Raw genomic sequence first — 20,415 nt, 5'->3', positions numbered from 1 at the left:
AATGTAATATTGTCCGGAATAACTCAAATTATTATGACTATCAACTTCCTCAGACCTTATTTATTTACCGGATTACATATTCTGGGGTGGCTTCTTTTAGGTTATATTATGTTGTTTTACATTCCTTTAACCTGGAACGTTGTGCTTCCGCCGGCCTTTTGGCTTTGGCAAAGCATCATCCTGTTTTTACTTATTATCATTTTTTATTCCACAGCAAAAATTATAGTTCCCAAAACAATCATTAAAGATAATACCTCTCCTTTTCTCCTCTGGGCTTTCCTGACGATTTTTACGATGCAGCTGATCGCCTATTTTTATACCTCTCAGACCGATCTTCACAATCAGATTAGTATTGCAATTGGCTTTACAAAATACCGAAATCCGTATTTTGACAATTATGTATTTACACTAAACCTTCTGGTTTTGGGAATAAGTACCAGCTGGGCCATGTTAACTCATTGGCAGAAGGCAGCACAGCACAAGCAGAAACTGGAACAGGACAAAACCATGGCCGAACTGGCAATGTTAAAAGCGCAGATCAATCCGCATTTTTTCTTTAATTCATTAAACAGCATTTATTCCTTAACTTATACGAATATCGAAGATTCCAGAAATGCCCTGCATACTTTGAGCCGCATGATGCGATATCTTTTGTATAGTACAGAAGGCGAACGAACTACATTATTAAAGGAGGTCGAATTTCTAAGAGATTTTATTGCTTTAATGAAACTTCGTGCTAATAGTAAACTGAGTATTATAACAGAAATCCCGGAAAAATTAGACAATCATCCCATTGTGCCGATGTTATTGTTACCTTTAGTAGAAAATGCTTTTAAACATGGTGTTCATGCTACAGATAAAAGTGAAATTTTTATTAAACTTTCTCAGCAGGATACGAATCTGGAGTTTGAAGTTGAAAATACTTTTTTCGAAAAAACAACAGTTTCAGAGGAAGGCGGAATCGGATTAACAAACACCAAACGAAGACTTCATTTAATTTATCCTAATCGGCATTTTATGAAGTTTGGTGTAACTAAAGACGGAAAATATAAAATTAAATTAAAAATAACTCTCGAAAAATGACCGTATTAAAATGCATAGCAGTCGATGATGAGCCTTTAGCCTTAAAACTGGTCGAAACCTTTATACAGCAAACACCATTTTTAGAGTTGGCATGTACCTGCGACAATGCAGTTGATGCCATGAGCATTATTCGCGAAAAACAGCCCGATGTGGTTTTTCTGGATATTAATATGCCGAATTTAACCGGAATGGAACTGGCAAGACTTTTACAGGATCAGCCGGGACCAATTCCTAAAATCGTATTTACTACAGCTTACAATCATTATGCTATTGAAGGTTATCGGGTAAACGCGGTAGATTATCTTCTGAAACCTTTTAGCTACGAAGAATTCCTCAGGGCTTCTAACAAAGTTTTACAATTATATGAAGAAGCTTCCAATTCTTTTCAGACAGTAGCGGCAGATGATGAGTTTATCTTTTTGAAAGTAGAATATCAGTGGGTCAGAATTTCACTAAAGGAGATCTGCTATATCGAAAGTTTGAAAGATTATGTAAAAGTACATCTTGAGAACTCCCAAAAAGCACTGCTTTCGCTGATTTCGCTTAAAGCGCTGGAAGAAAAACTGCCTTCGTCAAAATTTATGCGTGTACATCGTTCTTTTATTGTTTCACTGGATAAAATTAGTGCCATAAGTAAGAACTCCATTTTTATTGATAAAATAGAGATTACTGTTGGAGAACAATACAAAGAGGCTTTTAAAGTCATGGTTGATAAATGGCTGCGATAAAATAAAACCATTATTATGCAAAAAAAATCAAACAAATATTACCTTACTTTAAGTCTTAAGGAATATGCAAACGGAGAAACACACCCGGCAAAAGAACTGGGAATTGAATTCGATAATCATGATGAAATTTTTGGAATCATTGAGCGAATCAGAGAAAAGAACATTTTTGATGATCCGTCAGAAGCTGTTCAGTTTGCTTTAGGATTAAAATTGTTCAGTGAGATTAAACTAAAACATCGTAAAAATCCACTTTTTGATGAATTGAATGAAGTTTTTCCTGTTTTTATGAAAAAACTAAAAAATCTTTAAGAAGTGCTTTAAAAACGGGACTTCCCGCAGGGTTGCAGAAAATGTATAAAAGTTAAAATTTTATTAATAAAATAATAATATAATTCTTACCCGCAATATTTTACAACAATTTTCCGTTCAAAACAATGCATGTCCCACTAAGTGCATTTCAAAAACGATTTAACCTACAGGAGTTTTTCTCTGTTTTCAGGTAATCCGGATATTCACTTAGGCGATCTTCATTGAATATTAGACGGAGAATTTCATTAAACTTTCATTTACTATTTCTCCAGATATTCGGTTCGGTCTTTCGATAATGCAAATCTATTTTCTAACTATTAAAAATGAAGGCATTATGATCATCAAAAAAAGTATTTTTTTACTCGCCGGAATCATCGCTCTAAGCAGCTGTTCTAATAACGATTCAGACGGCGACACCAATGTCGGACCTACAGGACCGCCTGTAGAAACCAAACCGGCAAACACCACTTATGCACCGGCATTTAGCGGACAAACACGTGCAGGAAGTATTCAGACTACCACAGAATACGAATCTAAAATTATCACCAACGGTTTAAGCGCTCCCTGGGGAGTGGCGTATCTTCCTGACGGACGTTTGTTAGTAACTGAAAAAGGGGGCGCAATGAAAATTGTCACTCAGGCCGGAGTTGTCGGAAATGCTATTACAGGAATCCCGGCCGTAAATCCTGCAAACCAGGGCGGATTATTAGGTCTTTGCCTCGATCCTGCTTTTGAAACCAACCGAATGATTTACTGGGTATTTTCTGAAGCGGTTTCTGGCGGAAATATTACCGCTGTAGCGAAAGGAAAACTGGCAAGTAACGACGCGGCTATAGAAAATGCAACCGTAATTTATCGTTCTAACACGCCTAACGCAAGTACTCTTCACTATGGAGGAAGAGTTTTGTTTGACAAATCAGGAAACTTAATTGTAAGTATTGGAGAGCGCTCTGTTTTAGAAACGCGTCCATTGGCACAAGCCGTAAACAGCAGTTTAGGAAAAGTGGTTCGCATTACTACAAATGGGCAGGCCGCTACCGGAAATCCGACTTTTACAGGTGCAGGCGCGCTACCGGAACTTTATTCAATTGGACACAGAAATCCGCAGGGCTTGGCAATTCACCCTTCTACGGGAGAAATCTGGCAAAGTGAACATGGTCCAAGAGGTGGAGACGAAATTAACAGACTTAGTCCGGGAAAAAATTATGGCTGGCCAACCATTACATACGGCATTGAATACGACGGGCCGAAAATTGGAGAAGGAATTACCCAAAAAGAAGGTTTAGAACAACCTGTGTATTATTGGGATCCTGTTGTTTCGCCAAGTGGTATGACATTCTATAAAGGAAAACGCATCCCGGAATGGGAAAACAATCTATTTATTGGTTCGTTAAGCGCCACGCATATTGTGCGTTTAGCATTTAAAGATAATAAAGTTGCCGGAGAAGAAAGATTATTAGCCGGAGAAGGACAAAGATTTAGAGATATCACTCAGGGAAAAGATGAAGCATTATACGCCGTTACCGATCAAGGAAGACTTTATCGAATAGACAAAAAGTAAACTTGTTCACTTATATCAGCCAAAAACGCCCCAATATGGGGCGTTTCGTATTTCTAAGAGTTTTTGGTTTCAGGTTTCAGGTTTCAAGTTTGACGTACAGTATAGACCTGAAACTTGAAACCTGAAACCAAAAAAAACACCTTTACGCTTTTGCTTTTCTTTTTACCGTACAGCCAATTTCTTTGGTCTGTGTAATAGCTGGTTTTTGTCCGCTTTTTAAAGATGCGATTACATCTTCTGCATATTTTATTTTTTGTGGATTATTTCCTTCCGGATCATTGTCAATCGCTCCTACATATTCTACCACATTTCCTTTTGCTGTTTTAGAAACGATAAAAATATGAGGTGTACGTTTTGCTCCGTAAGCATCTGTAGTTTTTTGACCTGCATCAAATAAATAGGGAAAAGGATATTTCTTTTCTTTAGCCAAATCCTGCATTTTGCTAAAAGTATCAGCTGTAGAAGCTTCCGGATCATTCGGATTAATAGCGATTACCGGATAACCTTGTGGTCTGAATTTTTTGTCCAGATCAATAATTCTTTGCTCATAACCAATTGCGTACGGACAGGTATTACAGGTAAAAACGACGATATACCCTTTTGCCTCTTTAAAAGTGCCAAAGGAAACTTCTTTATTGTCGATATTTTTTAGTTTGAAATCCGGCGCCGTGTCACCCGCTTTTAGTGTTGCATTTTGTGCGTGAGATAGAAAAGCAGAAAATGCCAATGCTAGTAATAAGATTATTTTCTTCATAATAATGGTTTACAGTTTTTTATATTCAGTTAATAATTGTTCGTAAGTAAATTCAGTTTCTATAAATTTTCTTTTTTCGTTTTTGATAAAAAGTGTTGCCGGTATGCTGCCCGACCAGTTTGGATCTATGCGGTCAATAAATTCCTGGGGATTGCTTTCGTTCAGCAGAAAAACCTCATTCTTTAAGTTTTTTCTTTTAACAAAAGGAATGACATTCGATTCCAGTTTTGATTTAAAATCAAGGCTTATTAGTAAAACAGCCAGTTTTTCAAACTTATGTTCTGCGGCTAATTTTTCGAAATGAGGTAATTCTTTGATGCACGGCGCACACCAGGTAGCCCAAAAATTGACCACATAGGTACTGTCTTTTCCGTTTTTGATTCTTTCCTGAAGCTGATTGATGTTGAGTAATTTCACATTCTGACTAAATCCGCTTAGTGAAGAAAGCAGCAGAAGCAGAAAAGTAGTTTTTAAAAATATATTTTTCATATAGTTTCTTACGTCTAAATTGTTTCTTACAAATATAAACGAATGTAAAATATATTTTTGTTAATGAAAATTTAATGAGTTTTGCCAGTTCTTAAATTTGTACCTGAAACTGATAATTAAAATCGGCCGTGAAATCCGGTTTTTCAACAGCGGATTTAATCAGGAATTCAAAAGTTGGTTCCATTTCTTCTATCGAAGTCATTTCTCCGGATTCCGTTTTTATTTCAATTTCCTGTCTGGTTAAGCCAGCCAAAACAGAGACACTGTAAAAGCCGTTTGGAAGTTCAATTGTTGCCTGTTTAAATTTCTTTAATGCGCCAATCGTTTCCAATGTGAAGTTTCTCAGATACGGAATGGTATACAAATAAATTCTACCGTTCATAACCTTCAGGCAATATCCATCCCTTTGATGCTGCAAATCGTTTCCCGGTTTTAGTAACTCAGGAATATCATCTGAAAGATTAAAATAAACGGCATAAGGATAATTTTCAATTCCGATCATCGGTATCATTACACCTTCTTCTACTACCTGATCGCCTGTTTCTTTGGTGGTGAATTCTGTGAGCAGATCATCTGGCAAATCATTTTCTATTTTATACTGCATCAAATAATCAACATCTCCCAAAATGAAATAATCCATCAGGTCGTTTAATACTTCTTCAAACTTATATACTGCCATGAATTCTTTTATAATTTGGTTCGCTTGCCCATATAATAACTGTATTCTTTATCAAAAGCATATCCTCTTTCGTCTATGACTTTAAAATGAAAATCACTGAGGCTTTTGGTTTTAATAATTTTTACATCCTGGCTTATCGTTCTCACAAAGTAAGCCTGTGTATCATCTTTGGCATAAAAAGCATTGTCACATTCGAGATAATAAGTTCCGTCAAGACAGCTTTCTAAAAATTTAAATGTCTCAGGATTAGCGTTTGGAATTATTTTACCTTTAAAAAAAACATGCTTTTTATCCATTCCGAGATTTCCAATTAAGTCCGGATTTGGAATTCTATATGATGCAATATCGACATTTTCAATAAGAACGGAGTCGCCAAAATACAGTCTATCATCCGCGACAGCGTAATACTCATTCAGATATTTTGCTTTACTAAAATCAAAAGGCATTTTATCATTGTGGCGGTAATAATTTCCATTAGAGAACGCATAGCCTTTCTGAATGTCAATTACCTTAAAATCCTTTGGACGGGCATCTTCTACAATACAAAAATTACAAAATGCACTTTGAAGATAAACATAATTTTTATCCTCGAAATAAATTGTCGAAGCATAATCCTCCCCTGTTTCTGCATTTGTCGCTGCAATTTTGAAAGTTTCAAAGTCTATAGTTTTGTAGAATTTCTTGAAAACCTCGCTTTCATAAAATAGAATAAAACTATTATCAATGATTTTGTAGCCGTAACCTAATTCATTTATCATTCTTTTATTTTAAGACTGTCCCCAAAAGAAACTGCAATTATCAAAATTCAAATTTTTCAAATCATCCCTGTCAATTAAAACACTAAAAACACCTTCGTCGTTAAAGCCATTTTCGCCAATTTGCAGCAGCACAACTTTATTAGAATGTACGACTTCGAGTATTTCTTCTTCGTGTGCCTGACAATGTGTAAAGATTCCGAAGATTTTGGATGTTTCACCTCCTTCAAAATAGTCCCATAGAACACCTTCTTCATTGGCCTCTTTTTCTTCATAATCATCCTGAGGAATACGATAACGGCTGGAAAGTTTTTCTTTTGCTTTAAAAGCTTCTTTTATCAAAACACCTTCAAAAAAGTGGTCTTCGTGGTCTTTGACAATTCGCACTAATTCGCTCTTATCAATATCTTTATAAACAACCAAACCTCTTTCTTCTATAAGATCTGCAAAAAAGAATAAATGACCGGTTTTCGGTAATAGTCCGGAAGTGTCGTGAACTGCAATTTGTTTCAGATCTAATTGTGCTGCAAACCGAAGCTCTTCAGGATATTCAAAATCCTTTGGGAGATCGGCAATGGGGCCGCCATAACGGGAATGCCCCAACGGAATATCTAATGTGCCGGCTTTTACCAGGAGTCCGTCCTGCAAAAGAATATCGGGCATTTCTAAACTATCTCCGTAATAATGTTTGGTTCCGGGACGAAGTTCTATTATATCGAAAGTTTCGTTCATATATTTATTTTAAAAGGCGTTTAATTTATCAACGTGAAAATACGTAATTATTGTAAGATTGAAACTACTTTACTTCAAAGGGTTATTTTATAAAGATCATATTGGGACTAAAAGGAGTGCTGTAAGATGCTACAAATAATTATGAAGCAGTAACTTCCTCCAAAATCAAATCTGCCACTTTATCAATTGCCTGATCAATGATACTTTCGGGCGAACCTTTAAATTCAAAACGTTTTGAAATTTCCTTATCTGCAAAAACGATATGTAGAAAGATGGTGCCTACGGGTTTAGATTCACTTTCACTTCCGCCTGGCGTAGTTAATCCTGTAAGGGCAACACATATATCAGAATTAATGTAACGATGAAAGTTCTGTGCCATTAATTTGGTAACTTCTGCAGATTCTGCTGTATATTGTTCGATCGTACCCCAGGGAATATGCAATAAATCCTCCTTCATGGAAATATGATAACAAACAATTCCGCCGATTAAAATTCGTCCGGAATTAATTACAGTAGAAAATTCATAAGACAATTTTCCTGCAGAAGCACTTTCTGCAAATGAAATAGTCAGGTTTTTTTCAATTAAGACTTTACAACATTTGGTGACTTTATCTGATGCCATATTATTTAATTTTTTTATCAAATGTAAAAAGTTACTAAAACGAAATCTTATATAATTTCCTACAATGCTTATATTATAAGTAACTGTTAATTATGCAACTAAAATTTATTTTCCTGTAAGGAGTAACGAATGTCAAGTCGATAAATTTGTAAAAAGCAACTTTGAAAAAGCTCTCAATATATAAGCCATAGAAATAATTTACTGTAATAACGGGGCATAAGTAAAAGTTTAAATAACAATCTAACCGTAGAAAAACTGATTTACAATTTGATGTTTCTACAACAGACGTAAACAATTCTTTGGTAAATAGTAATCTAAAAAATAAAGTATTATGGAAAATCAAAACAACCATGATTATGGTCAATTTGACCCTGATTATATCGATCAAAATACTCTTGTAGATGGTACACGTTCTAATGAGGACCAGTATAAACAAGATGCTAAGAAACATGAAAATCCGGAATTTGGAGAAAGCGATCCCGATTACTACGAACAAAATACTCTTGTAGACAATGACAATTATGCAAGAGATGAAGATCCGTATCAATATCAGGAAGAGTTTATTGAAGATCCGAAACATCCTCTCGGCGATTTTGAACCGAATACCAATATTCGATCTGAAAACATTCCGAATGAGGAAAGAGTTGTTAATGAAGATGATGCCATTACCAACGACGATACAGAAAATGATCTGAGCGACGAATCTGATGCCGAATCTGATCAGGAAAGAAGCATTGAAAAAGACAATGATGCACCTGAGAATTTAGACGACTTCGACGCAGAGCATTATCCTGATACCCATACCAGAGAATAAGAATTAAAACGGGTTTAAAATTTTAAATATGACTATAGCAGTTCAAATTGTCTGGCTTTTTGTACTTGCAATTCCGATTGCTTGCATAAGCTGGACTGTGACACACGAAGAAATTTTTAGAGAACCACATGAATGGTGCGTCAAACGCTCCCAAAACGGCAAATACCTTTTGTCCAGAAAGTTCTTTTATCTTCTTACGTGTGAATACTGTTTTAGCCATTATGTCACAATCGGATTTTTGATCCTCTGTGATTATAAACTTTTGTTAATGGACTGGCGAGGCTATATTTTGGCAGGCTTTTCGCTGGTCTTTGCAGCAAATGTTTACATGAGTCTCTTTGCGCTGCTGCGTCAGGCAATTAAAAAAGAAAAGGTCGAAATTGAAAAAATTACGAGCGAAACTGAAAGTGAAAGCAATAAAAATTAAAAATAACTATAATTAAATAAATTACATCATGGAAAATTTAAATTTCATAGATCCTCTATTACACGGAATAACTCCTGAAACCTTGCAAAATAAAAATTTATCTGTTAAACAAATGGTTTGCGCCGGAGTGGGTGCACTAATCGCTTCTGCTGTGTTAAAAAAAGCAGGTCATCCTAAAGCTGGTGCAATAGTTGGAGGATTGGCTCTTCCTATTCTGGCATCTGCAGGATATAAAAAATATTGTGAGATTTCAAAAGAAAAAAATGATGCTCAGGCAAGCAGTGGAATTGAATATAACCACTAAACTTTAGTTTCAAATAAAAAAACAGCGCTTTTTGAGCGCTGTTTTTTTTTGAATGAGTTTTTAAAATTAATTTATATTTCCCTCAACCCAATTTAAAGCTTTATTAAATTCCTGTTTTTTATAACCTCTGAATTCTCCCGGAACGACATAGCTAAATCCGTTTGTAAAAGAAATTATTTCTTCTGTATCGGTTACAATTGCAGCACGGTTCCACTTTCCTAAATGCTTAAGACCTAACAGCGCATCCTGAAGCCACGCGCCTGCAGTAAAATTTTTAATATCGGTATCTAAAACCAAAAGAAAATTAATCTCATTTGTCTGTTTTACTAAATGCTCTACGGCAGGGATAACTGCAGTTAAAAAATCATCTTTGGTCACTTCTGCCAATGCTCTAAAAGCTACGATATTATCGGTTGTGTCAATTTGATGTATCATGGTATTTTTTTTGAAATTATTTTATACAAAATGACTTAGCATAATAAACTAAGTCACAATATCTTATCTCAAATATACTCATTTAATGAGCGTAATCTCTTATATTTTAGAAGCCGTTTTTTATATTTTTTGAACATCACACAGACAGTATGATTCTACAAAACACTACGATAACCTCAGCACCTCAGCACCTCAGTAACTCAGTAACTCAGTAACTCAGTAACTCAGTAACTCAGTAACTCAGTAACTCAGTAACTCAGTAACTCAGTAACTTAGTAACTTAGTAACTTAGTAAAAAAAAGCCCATTTCTTTCGAAACAGGCTTTTGAAAACAAATAAAAATAAACTAACACAAACACTTAATTGTATCCTTGATTCTGAATAAATTCTTTAGTTACATCAATTGTAGACTGTGGAATTGGAAATATTCTTCTAAAAGGCTGAGAAGCAGACTTTGCAGTTCCCGGCAGATCAAATTTTCCGAAACGGATCATTTGTGGTCTTCTGTACAGTTCCCAATATAATTCGAAACCAATTTCATTGTATAAAATCGTCTGATCTATTGACGTTAAAGCTTTTCCCGCAACACCTCCAAATAAGGCTTCTCTTTTTCTGCTTGTTCTTAATTTGTTTAAATCTTCAAGAGCAAGACCTGTACTTCCTTTTCTGAAATAAGCCTCGGCTCTCATCGTATAAATTCCGCCCAGACGATATAACGGAATATCAACATTACTGTTACCGTTTCCGCCTTCAGGATCAAATTCATATTTAAAAATACGGGCTCCCTGATTAATTTCATTCTGTGCAAAAACTGCTTGTGCAGGATTTTTGAAAGTTAACGAAGGCGTAAAATCCATTCTTGTAGTAGTGCTTTTTTCCATAACCAACGGAGATACTTTAATACGTCCGTTTACCATTTCCAAAGATCCCGAAGCTAATAAAACTGGTCCGTATTGAGGTCCAAATTCAATTCCTCTGTTAAAATGAAACCACGGCAAATTGGCACTTTTAGGTATAATGTCGGTTGCAGGAACACTTACATCTGTTCCATCATTTTTAAACCATGTTCCGTCGGCATATTGGTATTTTTGCTGAAATCTTGGATCGTCATGATTACCGTCCCAGGTTGCAAAAAACTCCGGCGTTGTGCAAGCCGCATTTGTTCCTCTGTTAGCAGCAGAAGTTCTCTGGTTACGCTCCATACACACATAAGCAAAACTGTTTGAACCGTTTCTGATGTAATCGATTTTTTGTGAAATAGCGAAAATTAGTTCTTTTCCTTTTTCATTATCTCTTGCGAAGTTTTTAAAATAATCGCTTTCCAAACTATATTTCCCCGAATTGATCAGTAATGACGTATAATAAATCACACGGTCCATATCTGTTCCTCCTCCAGTAACGGCAGCTTCGTTAAAGTTAAAATTCGAAGAGGCGTTGTAGCGATCTTTAAATACAGCACGATTTAAATACATCGTACTCAGGAAACCGTAAGCTGCTTCTTTTGTAAATCTTCCGTGGTGTGTAGACTGCTCGCCCATACTGGCCAGATCGGGAATTAAAGCTTCTACATCTTTAATTAACTGATCGATCTGCGTATCTGCTTTTAAAATCTGTAAAGGCGCATTCGGATTCATCGGATCACGAAAAGGCGCTTGTCCGTACAAATCTAAAGTTGTATATAAATAGTAAGCCAAAAGTCCTTTAGCTTCAGCTAAATATAATTTCTTTTCCGGAATCGAACTTTCTTCCACCGACTGAATTGCAGTTAACGAACGTGTAATTCCGTTAGTCAGTTTGTTCCAGTTGTCCACCACAATGGCATTATCAGATTTCCAGGTAAACTCGTGCATGTCTCTCCATTTTCCACCATCTCCCCAGTCGCTTCCACGCGTTGGCAAAATGGCTTCGTCTGTCGTGTATTCCTGTAAAGAAAAAACACCGCCATGATCTACAAAAGTTCCATCTCCTAATCTGTCGTAAGCTGCCGCAAGTGCGCCGGCAGGATTAGATGCATTTTCTCCTAAAACCTCATCTAAAACAACCTCATCAAGATTGGTACAGCTTGCAAAAAGCCAGATGAAAGAAAAAATTGTCAGTGCTTTTATATTGAAAATTGTATTTGTCTTCATAATAATTATAGTTTTAAAGTTGCTCCAAAACTGAACGTTCTGGATGTTGGGTAACTTGCGTAATCAATACCTATTGACTGGTTTCCTCCGTTTGATTTCGGACTGTTTATTAACGGATCATAACCGGTATAATTGGTAATCGTAATCAGGTTATTTCCCGTTACATAAAGCGTTAAACCGTTGATCCAGTTCAATCCTTTCAAATCAAAATTATAACCAATACGCGCTGTATTTAATCTAATGAAATCTGATTTTTCTAAGAATAAAGTAGATAAAATTGGAGAGTTTGCAGCGTTTGCTCCCGACTCATAATATCCTGTAGCAACGTTTCTGTCTGATGCCAGGTTATTAATATTCAAAGCATTTAAGCCTGTGTTATTCAAAAGGTAACCTCCAGTCTGCCCGATGATTGAGAAGGAGAAAGAGAAGTTTTTGTATCTCATATCACTATTAAATCCGTAATAAAAAGTTGGTAAAGCGCCTTCGATAATAATTCTGTCGCCGTTATCAATTTTTCCATCGCCGTTCTGATCTTTAAAAATATTAGCTCCGTTGGCATCAAAACCAGTGTGTTCCAACAAATAGAAAGATCCCGCAGCATAACCACTTTTATAAATATTAGCATTTACACCAGATTGTCCCGGTCCCGAAATAGTTCCCGTCAGGATTTCTGAAACCGGAAGATTTTCGATTTTATTATTTAAAGTCGCACCGTTGGCGTCAATATTCCATGAGAAATTTTTAGTGTCCACAATTTTAGATCCTAACATAATCTCAACACCTTTGTTTACAATTTTCCCGTCGATGTTGGTCCAGATCGTCGTGGTAGGACTTAAAGCCTGAGACGGTACATTTAAAATGGCATCGGTTGTTGTTTTGTTGAAATAATCTACCGTTCCGTAGAATTTATCATTCCATAAATTGAAATCTAAACCTACGTTGTATTGTGTCACAACTTCCCATTTTAAATCGGGATTTGGGGTTCTGTTTACCGTAATTCCGTTTACCAGAGTTAAATCATTATTTAAATAATAACCGTCAGCACCCGATAATGAATAACTTGCCTGTGTAATTTTATTTTCAACTTCCTGATTTCCTGTCTGTCCCCAACTTGCTCTTAATTTTAAATTATCAAGACCATTAGTATCTTTTAAGAAACTTTCGTTAGCAATATTCCATCCTAAAGCAAATGATGGGAAATAACCGTATTTGTTATTTTTTCCGAATCGTGTAGATCCGTCTGCTCTCATAGACGCTGTAAATAAATATCTATTGTCAAAACTGTAATTCAATCTTCCGAAATACGACTGTAATTCATTTTCCTGAGCATAACCAGTAGTTCCGGATTGTGTTCCTGCAAAACCAGGATTTATAGATGGCGGTACACCAACCCCCTGATTTGAAATTCCGTCGATACTAAAAGCAGTACCCGATCTTTCAAATTTTTGATATGAAAATCCACCCAGCGCTTCAATTTTATTTTTGTCTAAAGAAACATTATAAGTCAGATAATGCTCAACCAATGAATTTTTAGATTCTAAATTATTCTGTACATATTTTCCTTTCGGATTTAAATCGGTCAGGTTTGGAAAAATTGTGGTATTTCTTTCTGCCATAGAACGATCGATACCAATGTTCAGTTTATATTCTAATCCGTCGATAATTCTTAATGAAGCTTCTAAGTTTCCAAGCACTCTTAAAGTGCGCGTTTCATCATCATAAATACTTAATAAATAAGCAGGATTATAATGAGCATTCATATTAAAATTGGTGTACTTTCCGTTAGAGTCAAAAACCGATCTTGTTGGATTTGCCATTAAGGTATGCACAATAAGCTGACCGTTAGAACCTCCGTCATCACTTGTAGGAACAGCGTTGTCTTTTGTTTCACTTGCTGTAAGGTTCATCTTTACCTTCAGACGTTTATTGTCCAAAAATGATTCAGCAGCGTTGATTCTACCAGAAATACGTTTGAAGTTACTGTTACGCACCACACCTTCCTGATTCATTTGAGCCAAAGACGCAAAATAATTTCCGGTTTCTGTTTGTTTCGAAAAAGAAAGCGAATTGTTTGTCGTAATTGCCGATCTGTAAATCACATCCTGCCAGTCTGTATTTCCGCCGTGATCAAAAGCAGGATCTTTAATGGCTTTTCTATATTCTGAAGCGCTCAAAACATCTAGTTTGTTTGCCACTGTGGAAACTCCCATATACGAATCAAAAGTTAAGGTTCCCTCCCCTTTTGATCCTTTTTTTGTCGTAACCAAAACAACACCATTAGAACCTCTTGCTCCGTAAATCGCAGCTGCAGAAGCATCTTTTAATACTGTAATCGATTCGATATCACTTGTATTTAAAAAGTTTAAAGGATTTTTTGCAGACGAAGCCCCAAAACCAACATTGGTTCCCGACGGACTTACATCGTCATTAGACAATGGCACACCGTCTACAACAAACAAAGGCGTACTTCCGCTTCTGATAGATCCGACTCCGCGAATCGTAACATTTACTCCTGCTCCGGGCTCACCGCTCGTATTCACAACACGCACACCCGCTACTTTTCCCTGAATTAAATTATCTACAGAAATATTTACCCCTTGTTTAAAGTTCGCTGCCTGAAGTTGCGTAACTGCTCCGGTTACATCTTTTTTAGCCTGTTTCCCGTAACCCACAACCAAAACTTCATTTAGTTCTGCCGTGTTTGGCTCTAGCTGAATCGTCATTGACCCTGCCTGAACTGTAACCGTTTTGGTTTTATAACCCACATACGAAACATTAATCGTTTTTCCGTCTCCAATGGTAAGTTCAAATACACCATCAAAATCAGATATGGTAGAATTTGAAGTTCCGGTTTCAACAATGGAAGCACCCGGAATTGGTACATTGTTTTCGTCAACAATTTTACCTTTTACCTTTACTTTGTCTGCCGCTTTTACAGAACCTGTCTTAATAATGTCCGATTTCTGAATTAAAACCAGTTTCCCACTAATATTATAATTGAAAGCTGCTTTTTTAGACAGATCGCTCAAGATAACAGCGATTGATTTACTGTCAAAATTAACTGTATATACAGTGTTATCAGCAATAATTGCCTGACCGTAACTAAATTTATAATCTGTTTCTTTGCTTAGTTTCGAAAAAATAGTAACAAGAGTTGCTTTTTCTGTTTTATTTTCTACTTTTGATTTTTTTAGATCAACTGTTTTACTGTAACCGCTTTGAAAGCACAGCGTTAGTGAAACTAAAAAGAGTATTCTCGTTAGATTTAGATTGGAAATTTTAAAATACATGATTTAAGTTATTGGTTTTTTACGATACTTAATTTATTTAAAGGCAGTTGTTCTCAGCAGCTGCTTTTCTGTTTAATCTACTTTTACTATTTCGCCATAAACTTTAAATTTTAGGTTGGTGATATAATTTATTTGCTCCAAAACATTTTCTAATGTTGCGTCCTTCTTAATGAATACCGTTAACGGTGTTGCTAATACTTTTTCATTTTTATATTGAAATGAAACTCCGTATTTATATTGTAAAATGCTGATTACTTGTTTTAAAGTGGTTTCGTTGAGTGTGACATCTGTAGAATACCAATTGACTAAAAATGATTTATCAGCCAGTTGTTTACTTAATTTTTGAGATTCGAATAAGGCTTCTTCATTTGGAAGAAGGTCTACGCTCTGCCCTTTTCCGGTAACATTCACTTTTCCTGTTACCACGATTACTTTGCAGTTTTGTCTGGAAAGCTGAATGTGAAATGAAGTACCTACAACCCTAGTTTTAATTTCACCAGAACTAATAACAAAAGGATGTTCTTTGTCTTTGGTTATTTCAAAAAATGCATTTCCTTTTAATAAGGAAACTTTTCTTTCGCCGTCTTCAAATTTTTCAGGATACTGAAATAATGAGTTTGCTGCCAGATAAATTTTCGAGCCGTCATTTAATTGGATAGATTTGGGAATCGATGACGTTCTAAATGTCAATTGCTTTTCATTTAAAACATTTGGTTTGTACAGAAACATTAAACCAACAAGAAAAAGAATACTGGCAGCTGCCATATATTTTAAAAACGGACTAAAAGTTTTCTTCTTCACGATGCGAAGCTGAATTCCGTCGTATATATTTTGAGACACTTTCTCCGGATTTCCCATCAAAGCATCATTCCATTTTGCATTTTGATATTCGCCGAAAGCAAAATCATTCAAAAGATTTTCTTCTGCGGCAGAAGTTTTGCTGCGTGAACTTTTATCCAGTAAATATTCTAAACTATGTTTAATTCTTCTTATCATAATACTTATTATACTCTTAGCGTTTGAATCAGTTTTAAAAAAATGCTCTGATTCTAAATGTCAAAACAGAAATTGCAATCACAGTTTGCTGTTTTATACTAATAAGTACTTAAAAAGTAAAATCGTACTATCGCCGGATATTATGAAAACATCAAGCAAAAGTTATCTTAAAATTTTTGACTGCAAATGATAAAAGGAGCCAGCCAGGCCAAGTCTTTCAAGCCTTCACGTAGTTGTTTGACAGCAGAAGAAATTTGATTTTTTACAGTTTGTTTTGAAATTCCAAGTTCATCTGCAATCTGATCGATTGTCATATCCTGAAATTTATACATGAGTAAAACCTCTTTTCTTTTCTCCGGCAGTTTGTCTAATAAAGAATAAAGCAGATCCATAACTTCAGTATCTATAGCAGAAAAATTATCAATAATATAGTCTTCAAATTTTTCTTCTAAAACAGTCTTATCAAAACGGTTGTTCTGGTAATGTTTAAATACCTGATTTTTTACTGCACGGAATAAATAGGGTTCAATGGCATTAATATGAAGTTCTTCCTTGCGTTCCCACAAATCAACAAAAACATCCTGAACAATATTCTGTGCCAGGTCTTTATCCTGAGTCATCGTATAAGAAAAGGCGTTGAGTTTTTTCCAATAGTCATTATACGTTTTCTCAAAAATTTCCGGATTATTCATAAGGTTATTACAGACGGTTTCGTATCGTAAAATAATAAAATCAAAAGCCAAAACTTTTTGCGCAAATGTTATTTTTGAATTAATAAATGATTTTTTTTGCTGTATAAATACTACTATTTTGAAGAAGAAAAAACAATCATTTTGCGATTTCTTTTTCTTTAACTAACATACAAATCAGGGACAGCTTTTAAATTAGCAGTTCTCAAAATGGAATTTTCTTTTGATGCGTCCACATCCAATTGTAACAATTACATTTTTAGAATATGAGACAAATTCTGTTTACTTTATTTCTTGCCGGCGCAGTAAATCTAAACGCTCAGGTAAAAGACGAAAATATCAAAATCAATCAGCTTCAGGTTATTGGTTCTCACAACAGTTATCGCCAGGCAATTGAGCCGGAATTGTATAACATCATTCAGGCAAAAGATACTGCACGCTCACTCAAAGGTCTTCAATACACCCATATTGGTCTCACCGAACAATTAAACAAAGGGCTTCGCAATCTGGAAATCGATGTTCTGGCCGATGTCAAAGGCGGTAAATATGCGCATCCGAAAGGATTGGATATTGCAAAATCTGAAGCAGCGTACGACCCGAAAGGCGAAATGAAAAAACCAGGTTTTAAAGTGCTACACATGCCCGATATCGATTTTAGAACTTCCTGCTACACGCTGCAGCTTTGTCTGGCAGAATTGAAAAAGTGGTCTGACGCCAACCCTAATCACGTTCCGGTATTTATTACTTTGGAACCAAAAGACGGAGAAGGCAATTTCTTTGGAACAAAACCCGAAGAATTTACGGCTGAAGTTTTTGAAGCTTTAGACAACGAACTCCGAAAAGGTTTAGGAAATAAAATTATTACTCCGGATAATATTCGCGGAAAATACAAAACGCTGGAAGAAGCAGTTTTAAACGGTAACTGGCCCACACTTAAAAAAGCGAGAGGCAAATTTTTATTTATGCTGGATAATAACGGAGCCAAAAAAGATTTATACGCTTTAAATCATCCTTCGCTCAAAGGACGTGTTATTTTCATTAACGCCGAACCAGGAAAACCGGAAGCAGCTGCTTTATTCCGAAACAATCCCGAAGACGCTTCAATAGCTGTCTTAGTTAAAAAAGGGTATTTAATAAGAACGAGAGCCGATGCCGATACCAAAGAAGCCAGAAAAAATGACTATACTCATTTCAATGAGGCAAAAGCTTCTGGTGCGCAAATCATCACAACCGATTATTATCTGCCAAGTACTTTCTTTAATTCTCCTTATCAGATTAAGTTTGATGATGGAAGTTATGAGAGAATTAATCCTGTTAATGGGAAATAGTTGATTTTTTTTGTTTCAGGTTTCAAGTTTCAGGTTTCAGGTTTCAAGTTCCAACAAAACCTGAAACTTGAAACAATTATCGGTGTCTTAGTGCTCTTTGCGGTTAATTTTTCCGGTTTTCAAATCAACTGTAAAATGATCTGCGGGAACTTCATGCATAAACTTTCCCAGAATAGTCAGAAATAATTTCACCTGTTTATCTAAAACCGTCTCCGGAGAAGATTTTGATAAAAACAACTGAGATAATACTTTATATTCCTTTGCCCTCTCCGTTCCTACATCTTGCAAAGCAAGTTCATCTGCACTTCTAAAACGATAAAAATCAATTAATAAATCCTGGCCTTTCCAGTTTAGACTTTCTATTTTGATTTCATTTTTTTTCAAAATCTTTTCCAGTTTTGCAGCGGCATCCGACCATTCTTTTTTATACTTATTTTTATCTTTAAGCATTTCATTAAAATCTTTATCCGAATTTATATTCGCCAGAAGAAATAAATCTTCAGCAGAAATATTCAATAAAAAAGAAGCAAAATCAGCTGGCCAATCGTCTTTTAAGAAACGAAGACGAACCAGCTCTTTAAGATGAAAATCGGTAAAATCATGGTAATTTTTAGTTTTTAAAATAGCACTATTCCAGATATCCTTTGTGTTCTGACTTTCTAAAAACTGATATTCTGTCTGATACAAATCAAAAAGTTCATTATAACGCGGCACCTCATCTATGATAATGGTTTGAATATCTACAACATTATCTTTTTTTAAAGTCAACAATTTATAAGCCGGAATATAAGCAGCCAAAGAGGGTGTCTGAATGTTGACCAGTGTATTTCCTTTTGCCGTTTTACGGATGCCGGTATCATTGATGTGCATGTGCCCTCCAAAATGAATCCTCAGTCCTGCATCTGCAAAAACCTGCGCCACTTCTTCGACAGGAACGCGGTTCAGCTGCCATTTATTTGGACCTAAAAGTTCTTTTATTTCCTCGGAAGCGTCGTCATTAAAATCAATCATCGGGAAATGACTGAAAGCAACCAAAGTTTTCCCTTTCCTTTTGGCTTCTGCCGAAATATTTTCGACCCATTTAATAAGATGTTTTTTGTTGGAAAGCACATTGTTATAACCTGTACTAGCTTCGCCATAATTCTTAGAATCCTTTTCCGTTGAAGCATTTTTCTTCGGAATGTAAACATTTCCGTCAATCGCCATTAACCAAAGTCCTTCGATGGGTTCTGCAACGTAACTTACATCGGGAACTTCATAACCCGAAGCCACTTCATAAACCCGATTTTGCAGTTTGGCACTTTCTTCCGCTTTAGCGAAAGTATAATTTTCACTTGTATACGTTGAAAATGGCGTTGCCCAGAATTTGTATTTTTGATTCGGATGAAAACCAAAATCTTTAAGATTATCAGTGATGCCTAAATAACCCATTTTAGCAATATCGGCGGTGACAACTACTGGCTGTTCAGTTTTTAAATTAGGCATATAAAGACCTTCTTTGCTATAAATGGGCTGACTTTTACCATCTTTTCCCAGAAAATCTTCCTTACCGGATTCCTGTGCAAAAGGTCCGACCGGATCGTGATTTCCTGTGGTAATAAAAAATTCTATTCCATATTTTTGATTATATTCTTCTAAAATTCGGGCTAATCCGCGAACGTGAATTGGCTGTCCGTCATCGGTGTAGTCTCCAGGAAGCGCCACGTATTTTATCTTTCGACTGACGATATCGTCTAAAGCCGCTAAAAAAGCAAAATAATTTTCGTTGAATATCCGGGTCGAATGTAATTGTGATGACATGGTTCTAACCAAAACATATTTACCTGTTTTCGGATTTAAAACGCCTTTGTACTCATTGTCAGAAAACGTTCCGAATAAATCCTGTAAATGCACATCTGATAAAAACGCGATTTGTGTTCCGTTTAAATTTCTGGTCTTTTGGGCAGAAACGAAATTGTGCAGAAAAACGAAAAATAAAAACAGATATAATGAGGTAAATTTTGATTTCATAAATTTTAACTTTAATAAAATTGAGGACGCAACTTATTAGAAGTTCATATTTTAATTAGCAGCAATTTTATTGATTTTATACCGAAGGCATTTTATGCTATTGTTATGGAATGATAATGTTTTGTTTTCCCGCAGATTAAATGGATTTTGGAAAATTATTTAGATTTAATCATTATTAATCTGGTAAAATCTGCGTGAAAATAATTTTGCGTATATCCTTCGACTTCGCTCAGGAAGACAATGCGGCTTTGCGATCTTTTACGATAGAATCAATAAAAAAA

Annotated in this window: 20 protein-coding genes; 8 read left to right on the top strand and 12 right to left on the bottom strand. The window is 35.6% G+C overall.

The genetic code is table 11. From position 1 onward, the window contains the following. Positions 1-33: 33 nt before the first annotated feature. The 4 genes from ABEB31_RS14945 to ABEB31_RS14930 all read left to right on the top strand — a co-directional run bounded on the left by ABEB31_RS14945 (position 34) and on the right by ABEB31_RS14930 (position 3,681). Positions 34-1,083 (top strand): sensor histidine kinase, encoded by a 1,050-nt coding sequence (locus ABEB31_RS14945; protein WP_347052435.1) that lies wholly within the window; start codon positions 34-36, stop codon positions 1,081-1,083. After that, the gene (locus ABEB31_RS14940; protein ID WP_347052434.1) at positions 1,080-1,811 is read left to right on the top strand and encodes a LytR/AlgR family response regulator transcription factor; all 732 of its coding nucleotides are present in this window, start codon (positions 1,080-1,082) and stop codon (positions 1,809-1,811) included. The genes ABEB31_RS14945 and ABEB31_RS14940 overlap by 4 nt, the downstream gene beginning before the upstream one ends. Positions 1,812-1,826: 15 nt before the next feature. Further along, on the top strand, positions 1,827-2,120 hold the full coding sequence (locus ABEB31_RS14935) for a DUF3861 domain-containing protein (RefSeq protein WP_347052433.1): 294 nt from the start codon (positions 1,827-1,829) through the stop codon (positions 2,118-2,120). A gap of 334 nt (positions 2,121-2,454) precedes the next feature. Further along, a complete protein-coding gene (locus ABEB31_RS14930; RefSeq protein ID WP_347052432.1) occupies positions 2,455-3,681 on the top strand; it encodes a PQQ-dependent sugar dehydrogenase in 1,227 nt (408 codons plus the stop codon). A gap of 142 nt (positions 3,682-3,823) precedes the next feature. On the opposite strand, the gene ABEB31_RS14925 is transcribed toward ABEB31_RS14930, so the two are convergent. The 6 genes from ABEB31_RS14925 to ABEB31_RS14900 form a co-directional block, all read right to left on the bottom strand. Beyond that, positions 3,824-4,435, bottom strand: a complete 612-nt coding sequence (locus tag ABEB31_RS14925; protein WP_347052431.1) for a thioredoxin family protein — start codon at positions 4,433-4,435, stop codon at positions 3,824-3,826. A 9-nt stretch (positions 4,436-4,444) separates the two neighbouring features. Continuing rightward, entirely contained in the window at positions 4,445-4,924 is a 480-nt protein-coding gene (locus ABEB31_RS14920) for a TlpA disulfide reductase family protein (RefSeq protein WP_347052430.1), read from the bottom strand. Positions 4,925-5,015: 91 nt separating this feature from the next. Further along, a complete protein-coding gene (locus ABEB31_RS14915; protein ID WP_347052429.1) occupies positions 5,016-5,603 on the bottom strand; it encodes a hypothetical protein in 588 nt (195 codons plus the stop codon). A gap of 8 nt (positions 5,604-5,611) precedes the next feature. Then, the gene (locus ABEB31_RS14910) at positions 5,612-6,361 is read right to left on the bottom strand and encodes a DKNYY domain-containing protein (protein ID WP_347052428.1); all 750 of its coding nucleotides are present in this window, start codon (positions 6,359-6,361) and stop codon (positions 5,612-5,614) included. A gap of 9 nt (positions 6,362-6,370) precedes the next feature. After that, a complete protein-coding gene (locus tag ABEB31_RS14905; protein WP_347052427.1) occupies positions 6,371-7,090 on the bottom strand; it encodes a DUF1963 domain-containing protein in 720 nt (239 codons plus the stop codon). Positions 7,091-7,229: 139 nt separating this feature from the next. Further along, entirely contained in the window at positions 7,230-7,712 is a 483-nt protein-coding gene (locus ABEB31_RS14900) for a CinA family protein (RefSeq protein ID WP_347052426.1), read from the bottom strand. Between the two features lie 331 nt (positions 7,713-8,043). Here ABEB31_RS14900 and ABEB31_RS14895 point away from each other — a divergent pair, with 331 nt between their 5' ends. From ABEB31_RS14895 to ABEB31_RS14885, 3 genes are read left to right on the top strand one after another with little or no spacing between them, the layout of a single operon-like run. Further along, positions 8,044-8,526 (top strand): hypothetical protein, encoded by a 483-nt coding sequence (locus ABEB31_RS14895; protein WP_347052425.1) that lies wholly within the window; start codon positions 8,044-8,046, stop codon positions 8,524-8,526. Between the two features lie 28 nt (positions 8,527-8,554). Then, positions 8,555-8,953, top strand: a complete 399-nt coding sequence (locus ABEB31_RS14890) for a hypothetical protein (protein ID WP_347052424.1) — start codon at positions 8,555-8,557, stop codon at positions 8,951-8,953. Positions 8,954-8,981: 28 nt separating this feature from the next. Next, positions 8,982-9,257: a PrgI family protein gene (locus tag ABEB31_RS14885; RefSeq protein ID WP_347052423.1), complete on the top strand. Its 276-nt coding sequence runs from the start codon at positions 8,982-8,984 to the stop codon at positions 9,255-9,257. A gap of 66 nt (positions 9,258-9,323) precedes the next feature. On the opposite strand, the gene ABEB31_RS14880 is transcribed toward ABEB31_RS14885, so the two are convergent. From ABEB31_RS14880 to ABEB31_RS14860, 5 genes are all read right to left on the bottom strand, one after another. Continuing rightward, entirely contained in the window at positions 9,324-9,692 is a 369-nt protein-coding gene (locus ABEB31_RS14880) for a SpoIIAA family protein (RefSeq protein ID WP_347052422.1), read from the bottom strand. A gap of 359 nt (positions 9,693-10,051) precedes the next feature. Next, positions 10,052-11,821 (bottom strand): RagB/SusD family nutrient uptake outer membrane protein, encoded by a 1,770-nt coding sequence (locus tag ABEB31_RS14875; RefSeq protein WP_347052421.1) that lies wholly within the window; start codon positions 11,819-11,821, stop codon positions 10,052-10,054. A 5-nt stretch (positions 11,822-11,826) separates the two neighbouring features. Then, on the bottom strand, positions 11,827-15,111 hold the full coding sequence (locus ABEB31_RS14870) for a SusC/RagA family TonB-linked outer membrane protein (protein WP_347052420.1): 3,285 nt from the start codon (positions 15,109-15,111) through the stop codon (positions 11,827-11,829). Between the two features lie 72 nt (positions 15,112-15,183). Beyond that, entirely contained in the window at positions 15,184-16,107 is a 924-nt protein-coding gene (locus tag ABEB31_RS14865) for a FecR family protein (RefSeq protein ID WP_347052419.1), read from the bottom strand. 167 nt (positions 16,108-16,274) lie between these two features. Further along, on the bottom strand, positions 16,275-16,850 hold the full coding sequence (locus tag ABEB31_RS14860; RefSeq protein ID WP_347052418.1) for an RNA polymerase sigma-70 factor: 576 nt from the start codon (positions 16,848-16,850) through the stop codon (positions 16,275-16,277). Between the two features lie 212 nt (positions 16,851-17,062). On the opposite strand from ABEB31_RS14860, the gene ABEB31_RS14855 reads away from it, so the two are divergent. Next, the gene (locus ABEB31_RS14855; RefSeq protein WP_347052417.1) at positions 17,063-18,124 is read left to right on the top strand and encodes a phosphatidylinositol-specific phospholipase C1-like protein; all 1,062 of its coding nucleotides are present in this window, start codon (positions 17,063-17,065) and stop codon (positions 18,122-18,124) included. A gap of 87 nt (positions 18,125-18,211) precedes the next feature. Here ABEB31_RS14855 and ABEB31_RS14850 read toward each other — a convergent pair whose 3' ends face one another. Beyond that, positions 18,212-20,134, bottom strand: coding sequence for a metallophosphoesterase (locus tag ABEB31_RS14850; RefSeq protein ID WP_347052416.1), 1,923 nt, complete (start codon positions 20,132-20,134; stop codon positions 18,212-18,214). Positions 20,135-20,415 lie beyond the last annotated feature (281 nt).

It is taken from the genome of Flavobacterium olei (assembly GCF_039749035.1).
GTDB lineage: Bacteria > Bacteroidota > Bacteroidia > Flavobacteriales > Flavobacteriaceae > Flavobacterium > Flavobacterium olei.
The sequence above is the reverse complement of the archived record's forward strand: the minus strand, read 5'-3'. Positions and strand labels throughout refer to the sequence as shown.

What these genes read in the sequence shown, in the direction of transcription:
- ABEB31_RS14945 (WP_347052435.1), top strand. Translation starts at nt 34, where the DNA reads ATGACTATCAACTTCCTCAGACCTTATTTATTTACCGGATTACATATT.
- ABEB31_RS14890 (WP_347052424.1), top strand. Translation starts at nt 8,555, where the DNA reads ATGACTATAGCAGTTCAAATTGTCTGGCTTTTTGTACTTGCAATTCCG.
- ABEB31_RS14885 (WP_347052423.1), top strand. Translation starts at nt 8,982, where the DNA reads ATGGAAAATTTAAATTTCATAGATCCTCTATTACACGGAATAACTCCT.
- ABEB31_RS14905 (WP_347052427.1), bottom strand. Translation starts at nt 7,090, where the DNA reads ATGAACGAAACTTTCGATATAATAGAACTTCGTCCCGGAACCAAACAT.
- ABEB31_RS14870 (WP_347052420.1), bottom strand. Translation starts at nt 15,111, where the DNA reads ATGTATTTTAAAATTTCCAATCTAAATCTAACGAGAATACTCTTTTTA.
- ABEB31_RS14880 (WP_347052422.1), bottom strand. Translation starts at nt 9,692, where the DNA reads ATGATACATCAAATTGACACAACCGATAATATCGTAGCTTTTAGAGCA.
- ABEB31_RS14925 (WP_347052431.1), bottom strand. Translation starts at nt 4,435, where the DNA reads ATGAAGAAAATAATCTTATTACTAGCATTGGCATTTTCTGCTTTTCTA.
- ABEB31_RS14940 (WP_347052434.1), top strand. Translation starts at nt 1,080, where the DNA reads ATGACCGTATTAAAATGCATAGCAGTCGATGATGAGCCTTTAGCCTTA.
- ABEB31_RS14875 (WP_347052421.1), bottom strand. Translation starts at nt 11,821, where the DNA reads ATGAAGACAAATACAATTTTCAATATAAAAGCACTGACAATTTTTTCT.
- ABEB31_RS14865 (WP_347052419.1), bottom strand. Translation starts at nt 16,107, where the DNA reads ATGATAAGAAGAATTAAACATAGTTTAGAATATTTACTGGATAAAAGT.
- ABEB31_RS14910 (WP_347052428.1), bottom strand. Translation starts at nt 6,361, where the DNA reads ATGATAAATGAATTAGGTTACGGCTACAAAATCATTGATAATAGTTTT.
- ABEB31_RS14850 (WP_347052416.1), bottom strand. Translation starts at nt 20,134, where the DNA reads ATGAAATCAAAATTTACCTCATTATATCTGTTTTTATTTTTCGTTTTT.
- ABEB31_RS14855 (WP_347052417.1), top strand. Translation starts at nt 17,063, where the DNA reads ATGAGACAAATTCTGTTTACTTTATTTCTTGCCGGCGCAGTAAATCTA.
- ABEB31_RS14915 (WP_347052429.1), bottom strand. Translation starts at nt 5,603, where the DNA reads ATGGCAGTATATAAGTTTGAAGAAGTATTAAACGACCTGATGGATTAT.
- ABEB31_RS14920 (WP_347052430.1), bottom strand. Translation starts at nt 4,924, where the DNA reads ATGAAAAATATATTTTTAAAAACTACTTTTCTGCTTCTGCTGCTTTCT.
- ABEB31_RS14935 (WP_347052433.1), top strand. Translation starts at nt 1,827, where the DNA reads ATGCAAAAAAAATCAAACAAATATTACCTTACTTTAAGTCTTAAGGAA.
- ABEB31_RS14895 (WP_347052425.1), top strand. Translation starts at nt 8,044, where the DNA reads ATGGAAAATCAAAACAACCATGATTATGGTCAATTTGACCCTGATTAT.
- ABEB31_RS14930 (WP_347052432.1), top strand. Translation starts at nt 2,455, where the DNA reads ATGATCATCAAAAAAAGTATTTTTTTACTCGCCGGAATCATCGCTCTA.
- ABEB31_RS14900 (WP_347052426.1), bottom strand. Translation starts at nt 7,712, where the DNA reads ATGGCATCAGATAAAGTCACCAAATGTTGTAAAGTCTTAATTGAAAAA.